Genomic DNA, 15540 nt, shown 5'->3' on the forward strand with positions numbered 1-15540 from the left:
CTTCCCGAGCCCCCCGTACTCCTGGTGGAGTGGCCGAGAGGCGAGGCAACGGCCTGCAAAGCCGTCTACACGGGTTCAAATCCCGTCTCCACCTCCAAGGACGATTAGCTCAGCGGGAGAGCGCTTCCCTGACACGGAAGAGGTCACTGGTTCAATCCCAGTATCGTCCACTGGATCCATCCGGATTCCCGCGCGATTAGCTCAGCGGGAGAGCGCTTCCCTGACACGGAAGAGGTCACTGGTTCAATCCCAGTATCGCGCACGCAGTACACGCGGGTCCCACCCGCGCGATTAGCTCAGCGGGAGAGCGCTTCCCTGACACGGAAGAGGTCACTGGTTCAATCCCAGTATCGCGCACCGTCCGAAGCCCCCGGCCGTCTCCATGGCCGGGGGCTTCGTCGTGTGTGTCAGCGGTCGTGTGCCCGAGCCAGGACTCAGGAGGAGAAGAGCATCCGTCCGAAGCTCTTCTGGCGGTGGTGTCCGCCGTGGTGACCTCCGTAATGGCCGCCGCCGTGCTGCGGCGCGCCCCAGGCGGGGGCGGGGGCGGCGGGGTACGCCTGCGGGGGCGGTGCCTGCTGTACGGGCGGCGCCTGCTGCGTCCACTGCGACTCCAGGCGGGTCAGGGACTCCAGCTCGCCGTAGTCGAGGAAGATCCCCCGGCAGCCGCTGCACTGCTCTATCTGGACACCGTTGCGGTTGTATGTGTGCATCGCCGCGTGGCACTTGGGACACTGCATGGTCGGCTCGCTCCTCGCCATTCGTCCGGCACGCCGTAACACGCTCCCGGCGGCCGTGGGTTCGTCTGTGGCCCCACCCTACGACGACGCCCCGGGCGCCAACTCGGTTGCGAGGGCGGCGATACGGGCGCAGGCGTCGATCATCAGCGTCTCCACGTCATCCGGATTCCGGCCCTCCGCGGTCGACTTGGCGAGCGCCAGCGCGGCGGTCTGCACGGTGAGGGCGCGGGCCGGGACATCCAGCCGGGGCCAGGGATCCGCGTCGGGAGCGGCGGGCACGGCCGGTCCGCGCGCGGACCGGTAGGCGCCGAGGAAGCGCAACCAGGGCTCCGGGGGCAGCAGTCCGGCGGCGTACCAGGCGGCGGGGCGCCCCAAGTCCCAGGCCGGGTCGCCGAGTCCGAGGTCGTCGATGTCGATGAGCAGCCAGGGGCCGTCGGGGGCCGGGTGGCGTACGAGCTGGCCCAGATGCAGATCGCCGTGGCACAGGGCGTACGGTCCCGGCGGGCGCGTCTCACCACGGGCCCAGGCGGGCAGGCGGCGCCAGGCGCGCTCCACCGGAACGGCGGCGGGGTGCGGTCCGGCGGCACGCATCCGGGCGACGGCGCGGGCGGCCTTGGCGGGTCCCCGCATGTCCGGCAGCCCGGGGCCGCTGCCCGCTCCGGCCGGGGCCCCGACGGCGTCGGACAGGGCCGCGGGCGGCAGGGCGTGCAGCCGGGCCAGGAGCGTGCCGGCCTGCTCCCAGGGGGCGGCGTCGGGGTCGGTGGGGTCGACGGGGGTGCCGTACGGCCACGCGGTCACCGGCCGGCCGCTTACCTCCTCGGCGGCGGCCGGAAGCGGCGGCAGCAGAACCCCGGCGAGCAGGGGATGCGCGGCGACGGCGAGCCTGGCACGGTGCCCGGCCGGGTCCGTACCGTCGGCATGGGCCTTGGCCACGACCTCGCCGTGCCGTACGACCGTCCCGTCCGGCCGGTCGGCGAGCACGGTGCTCCCCCGGCCGCACGCCCGGCAGTCCGCCGGATGTTCCGCGCGCACCGCCGGATGGGCGGTGTCACGGGCCACGCGGCCCAGCGCGCGTACGACGGATGCGGTCACAGAGGCCCCCCGGATGCGTGGTGTTCCGCGCCGAGCGTACGGCGGCAAAGACGGCCCCGGACAGCGCGATGGCCGGTCAGCTCCCCAGCTGACCGGCCAAACGCTGCCGTCCGCCGCACCCCCGTCCCCACGGGGTTGTTGGCCGGATGTCCCCGACCCGGGCCGCTCTCCCGGATCCGAAGCGCCGCTCAGCGCCCCAGCATCACGCCCACGGACGACGCTTGTGTCACCACTGCTTCCCAGCCGCCGAAGACGACCACCAGCAGGGCTGCCAGAGGAAGGACCATGGCGGTCGCCACCAGGGGGTGGCGGGTACCGGACCGGCGCCCGCCGAACGCGGCGAACGCCTTGCGTCCCTGCGTGCGGATCATCGCCCGCGATGCCGTGTCCGCCATGGTCCTTCTCCTGTCCTGTTCCGAGAGCGGCGAGTGTCCGACCTCGGGGGACGAGTGCTGCACCCGCCGCTTGACCTCAACATTAGGGATCCGCCGCACCCCGGTCGTCATGCCCGCGTACCGATTGCCGGGCCTCCCGGAGGATGAGCCTGACGCCCGTCACGTACTCCCCTGGGTGGAGAGGGGGGCCTACGCCCCCGGGTCATCCCGGAAGGGACGCTCCGCGGGCCGCTCGGCGGTGTGCTCCGAGGAGTCCTCCCGGGGCACCGGCTGCTCGACCAGCGCGAGGACCCGCGTGGCCATGAACCGCGCCGTTCTGACCACCCCTCCACTGCGGGTGACTTCGCTCACTTCCACCACTCCCCGGCGCACCGCGGTCTCCACCCTGCGGCCCGCCCGGCTCGCCACCACTTCGTAGGTCCGTGTCGTGTCCCCCGCGTCCACGACTATCTCCACCCGGTCACCCTTCACGATCCAATCCCCCTTCTGCGTCAGACCTTTGAGATCACGCACGGGCCGGAGGACCTGGGCTGCGCCACTCCCCTGACCACCACTCAAGTTTCCCACCCGGCACTGACAATCGGTCCGTGCGCGAGGGCGCGGCCTATGAGCGCGCCGAGGCGCGGGTACGTAAGCTGTGCCACGTCACACGGACGACCGGGCAGCGGGGATGGACATGGCGATGATGCGGCTCCGGCGCGAGGACCCGCGTGTCGTCGGTTCGTTCAGGATCCACCGGCGGCTGGGCGCCGGCGGGATGGGGGTCGTGTATCTGGGCTCCGACCGACGGGGTCAGCGGGTCGCGCTGAAGGTGATCCGGCCGGATCTGGCCGAGGATCAGGAGTTCCGGTCGCGGTTCGCCCGCGAGGTCTCCGCCGCGCGGCGGATCCGGGGCGGCTGTACGGCACGGCTGGTGGCCGCGGATCTCGACGCGGACCGCCCGTGGTTCGCCACCCAGTACGTGCCGGGCCCCTCGCTGCACGACAAGGTCAACGAGGAGGGGCCGCTCTCGGCCGCCGAGGTCGCCTCGGTGGGGGCCGCGCTCTCCGAGGGGCTGGTGGCCGTGCACGAGGCGGGCGTCGTGCACCGCGATCTCAAGCCGTCGAACATCCTGCTCTCGCCCAAGGGCCCGCGCATCATCGACTTCGGCATCGCCTGGGCGACGGGCGCGAGCACGCTGACGCATGTCGGTACGGCGGTCGGGTCGCCCGGCTTCCTCGCCCCGGAGCAGGTACGCGGCGCGGCGGTCACCCCGGCCACGGACGTGTTCTCGCTGGGCGCCACGCTGGCCTACGCGGCGACCGCCGATTCCCCGTTCGGGCACGGCAGTTCCGAGGTCATGCTCTACCGGGTGGTCCATGAGGAGGCGCATCTCCACGGGATGCCGGACGCCCTCGCGCCGCTGGTGCGGGCCTGTCTGGCCAAGGACCCCGAGGAGCGTCCCAGCACGCTCCAGCTGTCGATGCGGCTCAAGGAGATCGCGGCGCGCGAGGCCCAGGGGCTCTCGGACAGCCGGCCGCCCGTACAGCGGACCCGGAACGGACAGGAGCTGCCGACCGGCCGGCTGACCGAGCGTTATACGGAACGGACCGCCGACCACGGCGCGCCGAGCCGTGCACCGGGCGGCCCGGCGTCGCGTCCCGGGCCCTCCCGGGGCACGGGGTCCTCTCCCCGTACCGGCGGGTCCTCCCCGCGCAACGGCTCGGCGCGTCCCCCGCAGGCCCGTGGCGCCTCCCGTACGGGCAGCGGCCGCCCGAAGCCCGGTCCCCGCACGAAGTCGGGCAAGCTGCGCCCCGCCAACCCGCGCCTGCTGCGGCAGCGGCTGATCGTCTTCGTCGTCGTGACCCTGATCGTCGCGCTGGGCATCGCGGCGGCCCAGCAGCTCTGACGGTGCCCCGCGACCGCCCGGTCAGCTCTCCGGGCGCCCCGTCGTGACCGCGTAGAAGGCGACGGCCGCCGCCGCGCCGACGTTCAGCGAGTCCACGCCGTGCGCCATGGGGATACGGACCCAGGTGTCGGCGGCGCCGAGCGCCCGCCCGGAGAGCCCCGCGCCCTCCGCGCCCAGCATCAGCGCGACCCGCTCCAGCCGGTGCGGAGCGGCCTCGTCCATCGGGACCGCCCGCTCGTCGGGGGTGAGCGCCAGCAGCCGGAAGCCCGCTTCCCGTACGGAGTCCAGCGCCCGGGGCCAGCCGTCGAGCCGGGCGTACGGCACGGAGAACACCGCGCCCATCGAGACCTTCACCGAGCGGCGGTAGAGCGGATCCGCGCAGTCCGGGGAGAGCAGGACGGCATCCATACCGAGGGCAGCGGCGCTGCGGAAGATCGCGCCGATGTTGGTGTGGTCGTTGACCGCCTCCATGACGGCGACGCGGCGGGCCGTACGCAGCACCTCGTCCACCGTGGGCAGCGGCTTACGGGCCATGGAGGCGAGGGCGCCGCGGTGCACGTGGTAGCCGGTGACCCGTTCAGCCAGCTCGGGGCTGACCGCGTACACCGGGGCCGTGACCTCGTCGATGATGTCCCGCATGGTGTCGACCCACTTGGCCGAGAGCAGCATCGACCGCATCGCATAGCCGGCCTGCCCGGCCCGGCGGATGACCTTCTCGCCCTCGGCGATGAACAGCCCTTCCGCGGGCTCGCGCCTGCGGCGCAGCTCGACATCGGTCAGACCGGTGTAGTCGCGCAGACGCGGGTCGTCGGGGTCGTCGACGGTGATGAGTTCAGCCACGGGGTGACACTGCCTTGTCGGGTGGTGGGTGTGCGGGACGGCGGCGATCAGCTGCCGTCCCCCAGGGCGACGACATCGCCGATGACGATGACGGCCGGGGGCCGGACCTCCTCGGTCCGTACGACCTCCGCGACCGTCGCGAGCGTGGCGTCCACGCGTCGCTGGGTCGCCGTGGTGCCCTCCTGTACCAGGGCGACCGGGGTCTCGGGGGCCTTGCCGTGCTCCACGAGCGCCTGGGCGATCGCGCCGATCTTGTCCACGGCCATCAGCAGGACGAGCGTGCCACGGAGCCGGGCGAGCGCCGCCCAGTCGACGAGCGAGCGGTCGTCGTCGGGGGCGACATGGCCGCTGACCACGGTGAACTCATGGGCGACGCCCCGGTGTGTGACGGGGATTCCGACCGCGCCCGGCACGCTGATGGAGCTGGAGATACCGGGCACGACGGTGCACGGGATACCGGCTGCGGCGAGCGCGTGCGCCTCCTCCATGCCCCGCCCGAACACGAACGGGTCGCCTCCCTTCAGCCGCACCACGGCCTTGCCCGCCTTCGCGTGCTCGATCAGCGCGTCGTTGATCGCCTCCTGGGCCATGGCGCGGCCGTACGGGATCTTCGCGGCGTCGATCACCTCGACGTGCGGCGGCAGTTCGTCCAGCAGATCGCGCGGACCGAGCCGGTCGGCGATCACGACATCCGCCTCGGCGAGGAGCCTGCGGCCGCGCACGGTGATCAGGTCGGGGTCGCCGGGGCCGCCGCCGACGAGGGCGACGCCGGGGGTACGGGTCCGACGGTGCGGGGCGGCGAGCGTGCCGTCGCGCAGCCCCTCGACGATGGCGTCCCGCACGGCGGCGGAGCGGCGCGGGTCGCGCCCGGAGAGCACGGCGACGGTGAGGCCCTCACTACGGCCGGTGGCGGGCGTCCAGGCGGTGGCGGCGTCCGCGTCGTCGCTGCGTACGCACCAGACGCGGAGGCGCTCGGCCTCGGCGGACGCGGTGCGGTTGGCGTCCTCGTCGCTGGACGCGATGAGGACGTACCAGGCGTCGGTGAGGTCGCCCTCTTCGTAACGGCGGCGCTCCCAGCGGATCTCGCCGGCCGCCGCCATGGCCTCGACGGAGGGTTTCGCGGAGGGCGACACCAGCACGATGTCCGCGCCGGCCGCGATGAGCGCGGGCAGCCGGCGCTGCGCGACCTGCCCGCCGCCGAGGACGACAACGCGGCGCCCGGCGAGGCGGAGTCCGACGGGGTAGGCGGGGTGCGGGTGCGCGGCGTGCTCGGCGTGCTCGGGCATGGGGGCGGGGGCTCCTTGGGCGGGGCGGGGGTGAAGTGGCTGGTGGGGTGCGGTGGGATGGGGCGTCCAGCTTACGGCGGAGCGGGGCGCCTCCCGGCGGGGGATCGTGATGCGGGTGCGCCGTCCGGCGGGGGGTCGTGGTGCGGTGCGCCGTCCGGCGGGGGTGCGTTGTGGTGCGGGGCGCGGTGGGTGGTGCCGGGGGCCGGGGCCTCCGGAGGTACGTGTCCGGACTGCTTTCCTCACCGCGCTTCGCGCGAGCTGCGACGCTTTACGTCCGGACACGCACCTCCTCCGACCCCTGCCCCCTCCCCCCGGTGGGCCCCACCAGCGCGCGCCCCGGCCGGGGTTGGGGGCGGGTGCGGGACGGTTCGTAAGCCCTGCGCACGACCCAGGCCGCTTGTGCGGGCGGCGAAGGGGGGCGCGCAGGGGTCGTGTCCGGGACACTAAAGCGTGATTTGTGGCGCGCGACCGCCCGCCTTCCAACTGTGGCCAGAGCCGCGCCGTAAATCATGCCGTCCCGGGCGCGAGCCCCGGAGCGCCACCCGGCAACAACCCGCACCCGGAAACCGGCCCCAGCCGAAACGCACCGGTACAACGGCCCCGCCGGGAGAACCTACTTCTCCGTGACGCCCGCCGCGTCGAACGTCGCCACCTCATGCATCGCCCGCGCCGCGCTCTGTACCACCGGAAGCGCCAGCAGCGCCCCCGTGCCCTCGCCCAGGCGGAGGTCCAGGTCGACCAAGGGGCGCAGGCCGAGTTTGTTGAGGGCCGCCACGTGGCCCGGCTCCGCGCTGCGGTGGCCCGCGATGCAGGCCGCCAGGGCCTCCGGGGCGATCGCCCGGGCGACCAGCGCCGCCGCGCCGGCGCTCACGCCGTCCAGGATGACCGGCGTACGCAGCGACGCGCCGCCCAGCAGGAATCCGACCAGCGCCGCGTGCTCCAGGCCGCCGATCGCCGCGAGGACGCCGACCGGGTCGGACGGGTCGGGCTGGTGGAGTTCGAGACCCCGGCGGACGACGTCCACCTTGCGGGCGTGCATCTCGTCGTTGATGCCGGTGCCCCGGCCGGTGACCTCCGCCGGGTCCTGGCCTGTGTAGACGCAGATCAGCGCGGCCGACACGGTGGTGTTGGCGATGCCCATCTCTCCGGTGAGCAGGGCCTTGTTGCCCGCGGCCACCAGATCGCGGGCCGTCTCGATGCCGACCTCGATCGCCGCGAGAACGTCCTCGCGGCTCAGCGCGGGCCCCGTCGTGAAGTCGGCCGTACCGGCGCGGACCTTGCGGGGCAGCAGGCCCGGCGTCGCCTGGAGGTCGGCGGCGACGCCCACGTCGATGACGCAGACCTCCGCGCCCACCTGGGTCGCGAACGCGTTGCAGACCGCGCCGCCGCCCAGGAAGTTGGCGACCATCTGGCCGGTCACCTCCTGCGGCCATGGGGTCACCCCCTGCGCGTGCACGCCGTGGTCGCCCGCGAAGATCGCGACGGCGGCCGGTTCCGGGATCGGCGGCGGGCAGAGCCGGGACAATCCGCTCAGCTGGGCGGAGATGATCTCCAGCATGCCGAGCGCGCCGGCGGGCTTCGTCATCCGCTTCTGCCGCTCCCACGCCTCGCCCAGTGCCTTGGCGTCCAGCGGGCGGATTGCGGCGATGGTCTCCTGGAGCAGGTCGTGCGGCTCCTCGCCCGGCAGGGCGCGGCGGCCGTACGTCTCCTCGTGGACGACCCAGGAGAGCGGCCGGCGCTTGGACCAGCCGGCCTGCATCAGCTCGGGCTCGACGGGGAACTCGTCCACGTATCCGACGCAGAGGTACGCCACGACTTCGAGATGCTCGGGCAGCCCCAGCGCGCGCACCATCTCGCGCTCGTCGAAGAAGCTGACCCAGCCGACGCCGAGGCCCTCGGCGCGGGCGGCGAGCCACAGGTTCTCCACGGCGAGCGCCGAGGAGTACGGGGCCATCTGCGGCTGGGTGTGCCGGCCGAGGGTGTGCCGGCCGCCGCGTGTGGGGTCCGCGGTGACGACGATGTTCACCGGGGTGTCGAGGATGGCCTCGATCTTCAGTTCCTTGAACTGCTTGGCCCGGCCCTTGGGCAGCGCCTTGGCGTACGCGTCACGCTGACGCTGTGCCAGCTCGTGCATGGACCGCCGGGTCTCGGCGGAGCGGATGACGACGAAGTCCCAGGGCTGGGAGTGGCCCACGCTGGGCGCGGTGTGCGCGGCTTCCAGGACGCGCAGCAGGACCTCATGCGGGATGGGGTCGGAGCGGAAGCCGTTACGGATGTCCCGGCGCTCGCGCATCACGCGGAGCACGGCGTCGCGTTCGGCATCGTCGTAGCCGGACGGGGCCGCGGTGCCTTCCTGGGCCACAGGCGCGGGCTCGGCCTGGGGCGCGATCCCAGGCGCGGGCTCGGGTTCCGGCGCGGGCGCGGTCTCAGCCTCGGCCTCGGGCTGCGGATCGGCCTCCGGTACGGCGACGGGCTCCGGTGCGGCCGTGGCCTCCGCGACAGGTTCCAGCGTGGCTTCGGGCTCCGGGGCAGGCTCCGGTGCCGGTTCGGGCGCGGGCTCGGGTTCCGGCGCGGGCTCGGGGGCGGTCTCCTGGACCGGCGCGGGCTCAGGGGCGGTCTCCTGGACCGGCTCCGGTTCCGGCGCCGCCTCGGGAGCGGACTCCTGGACCGGCTCGGGCTCGGGGGCGGGTGCGGGTTCGGGCTCTTCCGCCGGCTGCTCGATCTGCTCGGCGGGAGCCGGTGCCTCCTGCGCCTCCGTCGGCTCGACCGCCTCCGGAGCAGGTTCCGGCAGTTGCTCCGCGGCGGGCGGTTCGGGGGCGATCGGCTCGGGCCGCGGTTCCGGCTCGACGACGGCGGCCACCTCGGGCTCCGGCCCGGCCGGCTCCGGCTCGGCCGCCACGGGTGCGGGTGCGGGTGCGGGGACCGGCTCGGCCTGGGCTTCCGGCTCGGGGACGACCGTTTCCGCCGGCGCCACGGCCACCGGCTCGGGCTCGGCGGGCGGCGGCTCGGCCGACCACGGCGCCCCCGCCTGCGGCGGGATCTCGCTCAGCTGCGGCCCCGCGAGGACGGCGGCCTCCTCGCGCGGGACGTCCAGATACTCCGGGCCCGTGGTGGCGGGTCCCTGGGCCTGGGCGCGTACCCGGACGGCCTGCGTCGGCGTGCCCGCGGGCCCTCGGTCGGCGAGCGAACGCACGACGCCGCCCGTCGGGTCGGGCACCGGCGGGCCCATGTGCAACGGGCGGCGCGCCGGCGTCGGGACCGGGGCGGGCGCGGGGGCTGCCGCGGGGGCCGGTACGGGGGCGGGCATACGTACGCCGGTGAGATCCACCGAGCCGGTGTCCCGGCCGCCGGCCTCGTGCGCGCCCGGCTGGTGCGGGGCCTGTCCGGGCTGCGGCAGGTCCGTCATCTCTTCGGCAGCGACCGGGGCTTCGGGCGCCACGGCGGCGGCCGGCTGCTCGGGCTCCGCCTCCGCGACGGGGGCCTGCCGGGCCGGCTCGGCGGTGAACTCCGGCCCCGGCTCGTACCCGTCCGGCGTCGCGGCCTGGACCTGGGCCACCGGCTCCTGGACCGGTGCCGGCTGTTCTATGGGCGGCATCTGCTGCTGGATCAGGGCCTGCTCGGGAGCGGCGTAGGCCTGGGGTGCCACCGGGGCATAGCTCTCCGGCGCGGTGGCGTACGCGTCCGGCGTGGCGTACCCCTCGGGCGCGGCATAGGCGACGGGCGCCTCACCGGGCACCACTTGGGGGTCGTTCCAGCCGCCCTGGGCGCTCGGCATGAGCAGGAGGTCTTCGTCCTCGGTGACGGGTGCGGAGGGATCGAGGTAGGTGTACGCGCCGGGAGTGGGGATGCCCGGCTGTTCCACCATGCCTGCGTTCTCCGGCAGTCCCTCGACCGGGACCTGGCCGGTGTCAGTCATGTGCGTACCCCTCGCCCATTGGTTCTGCTCCTTCAGCCCTTCCACCGGGGCGCCCGATCCGCGGCGCTTCCGGCGCCCGTCATGAACAACGAGCGTGGGCGCCGGGCGGCACGAAAGACCCCCGGTTCTCGCCGTACCACATCAGGGCTCAAAACGGGCCCCTTTTCCGGACATTGACGAACGAACTGACGAACGCCCGGCTGCTGTACAACGATCGGCCAGCCTACCCCGCGCGGCGCGGAAGCAGGGTCAGGGGCCGCTCTCCGGACGCTGTCCGGAGACGAGGAAGACGACGGAGCGCTCGCGCTCGGACCAGTCGCCGGTGTCGAGGCCGACGGACTGGAGCAGGGCGCACTCCACCTCATATCCGCCTGCCGCCAAGGCCGTTCCCACCGCCTCGGCCTCGTCCCGGGTGGCCGCGTGGGTGACGATGCGCTCGGGCCTGCGGTCGGCGCAGGCGGTGACCACATCGAGACCGCCGCCGCCGATCCGTACGACATCGGGCTCGGGCAGCCGCTCCAGTACGTGGGGCGCCCGCCCCTGGACGACCTGGAGCTGTACGCCGGCGCGGCGGGCGGCGGCGGCCGTGCTGGCGCAGGCTCCCGGCTCGTCGTCCACCGCGATGACGGCCGCGCCGAAGCGGGCCGCCTCGGCGGCGAGTGCTCCGCTGCCGCAGCCGATGTCCCAGACGAGATCGCCGGTACGGGCGCCGAGCCGGGCCAGCTGGGCGGCGCGCAGCCAGGTGGACTCGCCCTCGTCCAGCTCGATGCCGTACTCCTCGGTGGGCAGCGCCCAGCCGCGTTCGGCCGGCGGGTATCCGGGGTCGCGGCCGGCGATCCAGCCGCTGCCCGGGGAGACCGCGGTGCCGACCCCGCCGATGACGATCACCACGTTCGGATCGCGCCAGACATGGTCGGCGGCCTTGTCGGAGGTGAGGACGGTGACCTGTTCCCGGTCGGTGCCCAGTTCCTCGCAGATGACGAAGGTGCGGTGGATCCCGTCGAGGAGGAGCGCGAGTTCGGCCGGTCCCGCGCCCGGGGAGGTGAGGACGGCGACCTTGGTGTGCGCCCGGCAGACATTGACGGCGCGGCGGAGCGTACGGCGTTGGGCGACGACGACCTGGGCGTCGTCCCAGGCCATCCCGGCCCGCGCGAAGGCACTGGCCACGGCGGAGACGGCGGGGACGACCTCGACCTCCAGGCCGTGCTCCGGGGCGCGCAGGGTGCGTACGACGCCGAAGAAGCCGGGGTCGCCGTCGGCGAGGACCACGGCGCTGCCGCGGTGCCCGGCGATCCTGCGGGCCGCGAGGTCTATCGAGCCGAGGCGGATGCGCTCGGCGCCTGGCGGCACCTCGGGGAGCGCCAGATGGTGGGCGGCTCCGGCCACCAGAGTGGCGGCGGAGAGCGCGGATTTGGCCGCGGCGGTGAGGGGCGAGCCGTCCCAGCCGATCACCGTGACGCGGTCGGCCATCGTCGTCAGTCTCCGTAAGTCGTCTCAAGTGGGGCGGAAGCGCGGCAGCGGTGGGTGATCGCTGCCGGTGGTCATGGATCGCGGCCGCCGCGCGGTGCACTGCCCGTACGGTCGTGAGCGCACGGTGAGAGTACCTGGCCGGGTCGGGAGGCGGCCGGGCGGTGGGGGTGGCCGTCAGTTCCAGTCGGTGAAGGACGCGTAGCCCGACGCGTCCGCCATCTGTTCGGCGACGCCTTCGAGATCCTCGGGCAGCAGGCTCCAGACGATCAGGTCGGTGCGGATGTCGGTCCAGCCGCCGTCCTCGGTCTGGGTGCGCGCTATCCAGGCGTTGCGCAGGACGCCCTCGCTGATACAGCCGATCTTCTGCGCGACCTGCTGGGAGGCGGTGTTGCCGGCGGGGGTGCGCACCTCGATGCGTTCGAACTTCTGGTCGCGGAAGAGCCACTGGGCGACCGCGAGCACCGATTCGGTGGCGTATCCCTCTCCGCGCGCCCAGGGGGCGGTCACATACGCGGCCTCGGTGGCGAGTGCGTGCCAGTTGGTGTTCCGCAGCCGTACGACCCCGACGAGCCGCTGGGTGAGGAACTCGGTGACGGCGAACGCGATCCCCCGCCCTTCGAGGCGTTCGGCGGGGGCGATTCTGCCGATCCACTCCTCGGCGTCTCGTCTCGTATACGGATGGGGGACGGAGGTCCAGGCCGTGACCAGCTCGTCATTCATCATCTCGATGTGCGCCGGGGTGTCCGCAGGCTCGAAGGGGCGCAGCACCAACCGCTCCGTGCTGATGGAAACGTCCGGAAAGGTGGTAGTCATGCACAGCTCCATGCCTCAGTCCGTCGTAAATGCACAGCATGCAGCATCGGGTGGGGTATGCGCATGACCGGGTCCGTACGGATGGGGAAGCCCCGTACACGACGTGCGTGTACGGGGCTCTCGCCGACAAGAACGTTACTGCGGTGACTACTTGGCCGCGCCGAAAGCGGGTACGACCGAGCCCTCGTAGGTGTCCTCGATGTACTTCTTCACCTCGGGCGAGTTCAGGAGCTTCGCGAGCTTCTCCACCCGCGGGTCCTTCTCGTTGCCGCGCTTGACGGCGAGGAAGTTGGCGTACGGGTTGCCCTCGGCCTTCTCCAGGGCCAGGGCGTCCTTGGCGGGCTTGAGGTCGGCCTCGATGGCGTAGTTGCCGTTGATGACGGCGGCGTCGACGTCGTTCAGGGCACGGGGCAGCGTGGCGGCCTCCAGTTCCTTGAACTTCAGGCCCTTGGCGTCCTTGATGTCGGCGAGGTTGGCGTCGGTGCCCGCGCCGTCCTTGAGCGTGATCACACCGTTGTCCGCGAGCAGCTTGAGCGCGCGGCCCTCGTTGGTGGTGTCGTTGGGGACGGCGACGCTCTGGCCGGCCTTGAGTTCCCTGAGGTCCTTGACCTTCTTGGAGTAGAGGCCGAGGGGCTCCAGCTCGACATCGACGACGGGCACGATGTCGGTGCCCTTCTTCTTGTTGAAGTCGTCCAGGTACGGCTTGTGCTGGAAGAAGTTGGCGTCGACCTCGCCGCTCTGGGTGGCGGTGTTCGGCAGGACGTAGTCCGTGAACTCCTTGACCTCCAGCTTGAGACCTTCCTTGTCCGCCAGGTTCTTCTTGACGAAGTTCAGGATGTCGGCGTGCGGCGTCGGGGACGCGGCGACGACGAGCGGCTTGGAGGTGTCGGCGGAGGCTCCGGCGGCGGACGAGGAGCCCGGGTCGGAGGAGGTGCCGCAGGCGCTGAGACCGAGGGCGAGAGCGGCGGTGGCGGCGGCTGCCGCGCTGAACTTGACGGTGGTACGCACGAAGAGTGCCTCTTTCCGGTGGTGCGGGTGACGTGGCCCGGACAAGGAGTGCGGGCCCGAGGGGGGAATCGGGTCAGGCGGCGGTACGGCCGCGGCGCGCCAGCAGCCGTACGACCCCGTCGCCGAGCAGCTGGACCACGGTGACGATGGCGATCAGGACGACGACCGTGGCGATCATGAAGCCGTTCTCGAAGCGCTGGAATCCATAGGTGACGGCCTTGGATCCGAGCCCCTCGCCGCCGACCGCGCCGGCCATGGCCGAGTAGCCGATGAGCACGATGACGGTGGTGGTGACGGCGGACACCAGGGACGGCAGGGCCTGCGGCAGCAGCACCTTGCGGACGATGGTGGGGATGGAGCCGCCCATCGCCTGGACCGCTTCGACCAGTCCGTGGTCGACCTCGCGGATGGCCGTCTCGACGAGCCGCGCGAAGAACGGGATGGCGCCGACCGCCAGCGGCACGATCATGGCGGTGGGGCCGATGAAGGTGCCGACGATCAGGGTGGTGAACGGGATCAGCGCGATCAGCAGGATCATGAACGGCAGCGAGCGGCCGATGTTCACGATCACCCCGACGGCCTTGTTGACCACGGCGTTCTGGAGCAGTCCGCCCTTGTCGGTGAGGACCAGCAGAATGCCGAGGGGCAGTCCGCCGGCGAGGGTGACGAGCGCGGACCACAGCACCATGTAGAGGGTGTCGATGGTCCCCTGGGACAGCAGTGGCTGCATCTGCGACCAGGTCACTTGGCATCTTCCTTCACCGGGGTCGGGCTCTGCGCGGGGACGGTCGCTGTTGCGGCCGTGCCGATCTCTGTGTCCGCGTCGTCCACGATCTCGGCCTGGAGACCCTGCTCGCGCAGGAAGCCGATCGGTACGACGTTGTCCTCGTAGGCGCCGGGCAGCTCGATCCGCATCCGGCCGATCTGCCGGCCGCCGACGGTGTCCATCGCGGCGCCCAGGATCGATATGTCGATGTTGTAGGTCCTGGCGAGCTGGGAGATCACCGGCTGGGTCGCGGCGGCGCCGTGGAAGGTGACGTCGAGGACCGTACGGCCGGGGCCCGAGGCCGTACCGCCCACCGGGAACAGCTCCTGCGCCAGCTGCGATCCGGGGGTGGCGAGCAGTTCGCCGACCGTGCCCGACTCGACGATCCGGCCCTTGCGCATCAGCGCCGCCGAGTCGCAGATCGTCTTCACGACCTCCATCTCGTGCGTGATGAGCAGCACCGTCAGACCGAGCTGCCGGTTGAGGTCGCGCAGCAGCTGGAGGATCGAGCGGGTGGTCTCCGGGTCCAGGGCGCTCGTCGCCTCGTCGGAGAGCAGCACCTTGGGGTTGCCCGCCAGCGCGCGGGCGATCCCGACGCGCTGCTTCTGGCCGCCGGAGAGCTGGGCCGGATACGCCTTGGCCTTGTCGGCGAGGCCGACCAGATCCAGCAGCTCCAGGGCGCGGCGCGTACGTTCCTGGCCCGCCACGCCCAGGATCTCCAGCGGCAGTTCGACGTTGTCCCTGACCGTGCGGGAGGACAGCAGATTGAAGTGCTGGAAGACCATGCCGATCGAACTGCGCGCCCGGCGCAGCTCCTTGCCCGCCCGCCGCCCTCGGCCGGCGAGTGCGGTGAGGTCCCGGCCGTCGACGGTGACCGTGCCGGCGGTGGGGCGTTCGAGGAGATTGACGCAGCGGATGAGCGACGACTTCCCGGCGCCGCTCTGTCCCACGACCCCGAAGACCTCGCCCTCGCGGACGTGCAGGTCGACGCCGTCGAGTGCGGTGACTTCACGGCCGCGCGACTGGGCGGACCGGTAGATCTTCGTCAGGCCCGTAGTGGTGATCACAGGGGTTTCCATCACTGTCGAGTGCGCGGCGAGGGGTCCGCCGGGCACGGGGCATTCGTCATTCCGGCATGGCGCGCTGGAGCGGTGGGTGACCGGGAGGCGGCGCACGCGGGGGCCAGGCACGCCGCGCCCACCGGCCTTCGGACCATGGCTCTCATGGCCTTCACGGGGTACGGACGCGGCTCGGCCGTCAGGTCTCGCTTCGGGGCGCGAGGCTCAGGCAGGGGCCCTCAGTTGGCGCACATTCGACACAGACAACGAG

At 72.8% G+C, this 15540-nt stretch carries 13 protein-coding genes and 4 tRNA genes; 5 read left to right on the top strand and 12 right to left on the bottom strand.

What is annotated here, in order from left to right; translation table 11 throughout:
* Nucleotides 1–23: 23 nt before the first annotated feature.
* The 4 genes from ACFRKB_RS13285 (at nucleotide 24) to ACFRKB_RS13300 (ending at nucleotide 357) form a co-directional block, all read left to right on the top strand.
* Nucleotides 24–97, top strand: a tRNA-Cys gene (locus tag ACFRKB_RS13285).
* A 1-nt stretch (nucleotide 98) separates the two neighbouring features.
* A tRNA-Val gene (locus ACFRKB_RS13290) sits at nucleotides 99–170 on the top strand.
* A gap of 20 nt (nucleotides 171–190) precedes the next feature.
* Nucleotides 191–262, top strand: a tRNA-Val gene (locus ACFRKB_RS13295).
* Between the two features lie 23 nt (nucleotides 263–285).
* A tRNA-Val gene (locus ACFRKB_RS13300) sits at nucleotides 286–357 on the top strand.
* Between the two features lie 77 nt (nucleotides 358–434).
* Here ACFRKB_RS13300 and ACFRKB_RS13305 read toward each other — a convergent pair.
* The 4 genes from ACFRKB_RS13305 to ACFRKB_RS13320 form a co-directional block, all read right to left on the bottom strand.
* Nucleotides 435–737, bottom strand: a complete 303-nt coding sequence (locus tag ACFRKB_RS13305) for a TFIIB-type zinc ribbon-containing protein (protein ID WP_383105741.1) — start codon at nucleotides 735–737, stop codon at nucleotides 435–437.
* Nucleotides 738–815: 78 nt separating this feature from the next.
* Nucleotides 816–1829: a phosphotransferase family protein gene (locus ACFRKB_RS13310; RefSeq protein ID WP_383105743.1), complete on the bottom strand. Its 1014-nt coding sequence runs from the start codon at nucleotides 1827–1829 to the stop codon at nucleotides 816–818.
* A 188-nt stretch (nucleotides 1830–2017) separates the two neighbouring features.
* On the bottom strand, nucleotides 2018–2224 hold the full coding sequence (locus ACFRKB_RS13315; protein WP_030355447.1) for a hypothetical protein: 207 nt from the start codon (nucleotides 2222–2224) through the stop codon (nucleotides 2018–2020).
* A 189-nt stretch (nucleotides 2225–2413) separates the two neighbouring features.
* Nucleotides 2414–2695: a hypothetical protein gene (locus ACFRKB_RS13320; protein WP_383106033.1), complete on the bottom strand. Its 282-nt coding sequence runs from the start codon at nucleotides 2693–2695 to the stop codon at nucleotides 2414–2416.
* Between the two features lie 205 nt (nucleotides 2696–2900).
* On the opposite strand from ACFRKB_RS13320, the gene ACFRKB_RS13325 reads away from it, so the two are divergent.
* Nucleotides 2901–4112, top strand: coding sequence for a serine/threonine-protein kinase (locus ACFRKB_RS13325; protein ID WP_383106034.1), 1212 nt, complete (start codon nucleotides 2901–2903; stop codon nucleotides 4110–4112).
* A 21-nt stretch (nucleotides 4113–4133) separates the two neighbouring features.
* Here ACFRKB_RS13325 and ACFRKB_RS13330 read toward each other — a convergent pair whose 3' ends face one another.
* From ACFRKB_RS13330 to ACFRKB_RS13365, 8 genes are all read right to left on the bottom strand, one after another.
* Nucleotides 4134–4952: a TrmH family RNA methyltransferase gene (locus ACFRKB_RS13330; protein WP_383105744.1), complete on the bottom strand. Its 819-nt coding sequence runs from the start codon at nucleotides 4950–4952 to the stop codon at nucleotides 4134–4136.
* A gap of 47 nt (nucleotides 4953–4999) precedes the next feature.
* Nucleotides 5000–6238 (bottom strand): uroporphyrinogen-III C-methyltransferase, encoded by a 1239-nt coding sequence (gene cobA / locus ACFRKB_RS13335; RefSeq protein ID WP_383105745.1) that lies wholly within the window; start codon nucleotides 6236–6238, stop codon nucleotides 5000–5002.
* A gap of 613 nt (nucleotides 6239–6851) precedes the next feature.
* Nucleotides 6852–10154, bottom strand: a complete 3303-nt coding sequence (cobT, locus tag ACFRKB_RS13340) for a nicotinate-nucleotide--dimethylbenzimidazole phosphoribosyltransferase (protein ID WP_383105747.1) — start codon at nucleotides 10152–10154, stop codon at nucleotides 6852–6854.
* A 249-nt stretch (nucleotides 10155–10403) separates the two neighbouring features.
* The gene (gene cbiE, locus ACFRKB_RS13345; RefSeq protein ID WP_383105748.1) at nucleotides 10404–11624 is read right to left on the bottom strand and encodes a precorrin-6y C5,15-methyltransferase (decarboxylating) subunit CbiE; all 1221 of its coding nucleotides are present in this window, start codon (nucleotides 11622–11624) and stop codon (nucleotides 10404–10406) included.
* Between the two features lie 174 nt (nucleotides 11625–11798).
* On the bottom strand, nucleotides 11799–12437 hold the full coding sequence (locus ACFRKB_RS13350) for a GNAT family N-acetyltransferase (RefSeq protein WP_383105749.1): 639 nt from the start codon (nucleotides 12435–12437) through the stop codon (nucleotides 11799–11801).
* A 147-nt stretch (nucleotides 12438–12584) separates the two neighbouring features.
* The gene (locus tag ACFRKB_RS13355) at nucleotides 12585–13445 is read right to left on the bottom strand and encodes a MetQ/NlpA family ABC transporter substrate-binding protein (RefSeq protein ID WP_383105750.1); all 861 of its coding nucleotides are present in this window, start codon (nucleotides 13443–13445) and stop codon (nucleotides 12585–12587) included.
* 73 nt (nucleotides 13446–13518) lie between these two features.
* The gene (locus tag ACFRKB_RS13360; RefSeq protein ID WP_383105752.1) at nucleotides 13519–14190 is read right to left on the bottom strand and encodes a methionine ABC transporter permease; all 672 of its coding nucleotides are present in this window, start codon (nucleotides 14188–14190) and stop codon (nucleotides 13519–13521) included.
* Nucleotides 14187–15278: a methionine ABC transporter ATP-binding protein gene (locus tag ACFRKB_RS13365; protein WP_383105753.1), complete on the bottom strand. Its 1092-nt coding sequence runs from the start codon at nucleotides 15276–15278 to the stop codon at nucleotides 14187–14189. Before ACFRKB_RS13365 ends, ACFRKB_RS13360 begins: the two co-directional genes overlap by 4 nt.
* Between the last annotated feature and the right edge of the window lie 262 nt (nucleotides 15279–15540).

The organism is Streptomyces scopuliridis (assembly GCF_042790125.1).
GTDB lineage: Bacteria > Actinomycetota > Actinomycetes > Streptomycetales > Streptomycetaceae > Streptomyces > Streptomyces scopuliridis_A.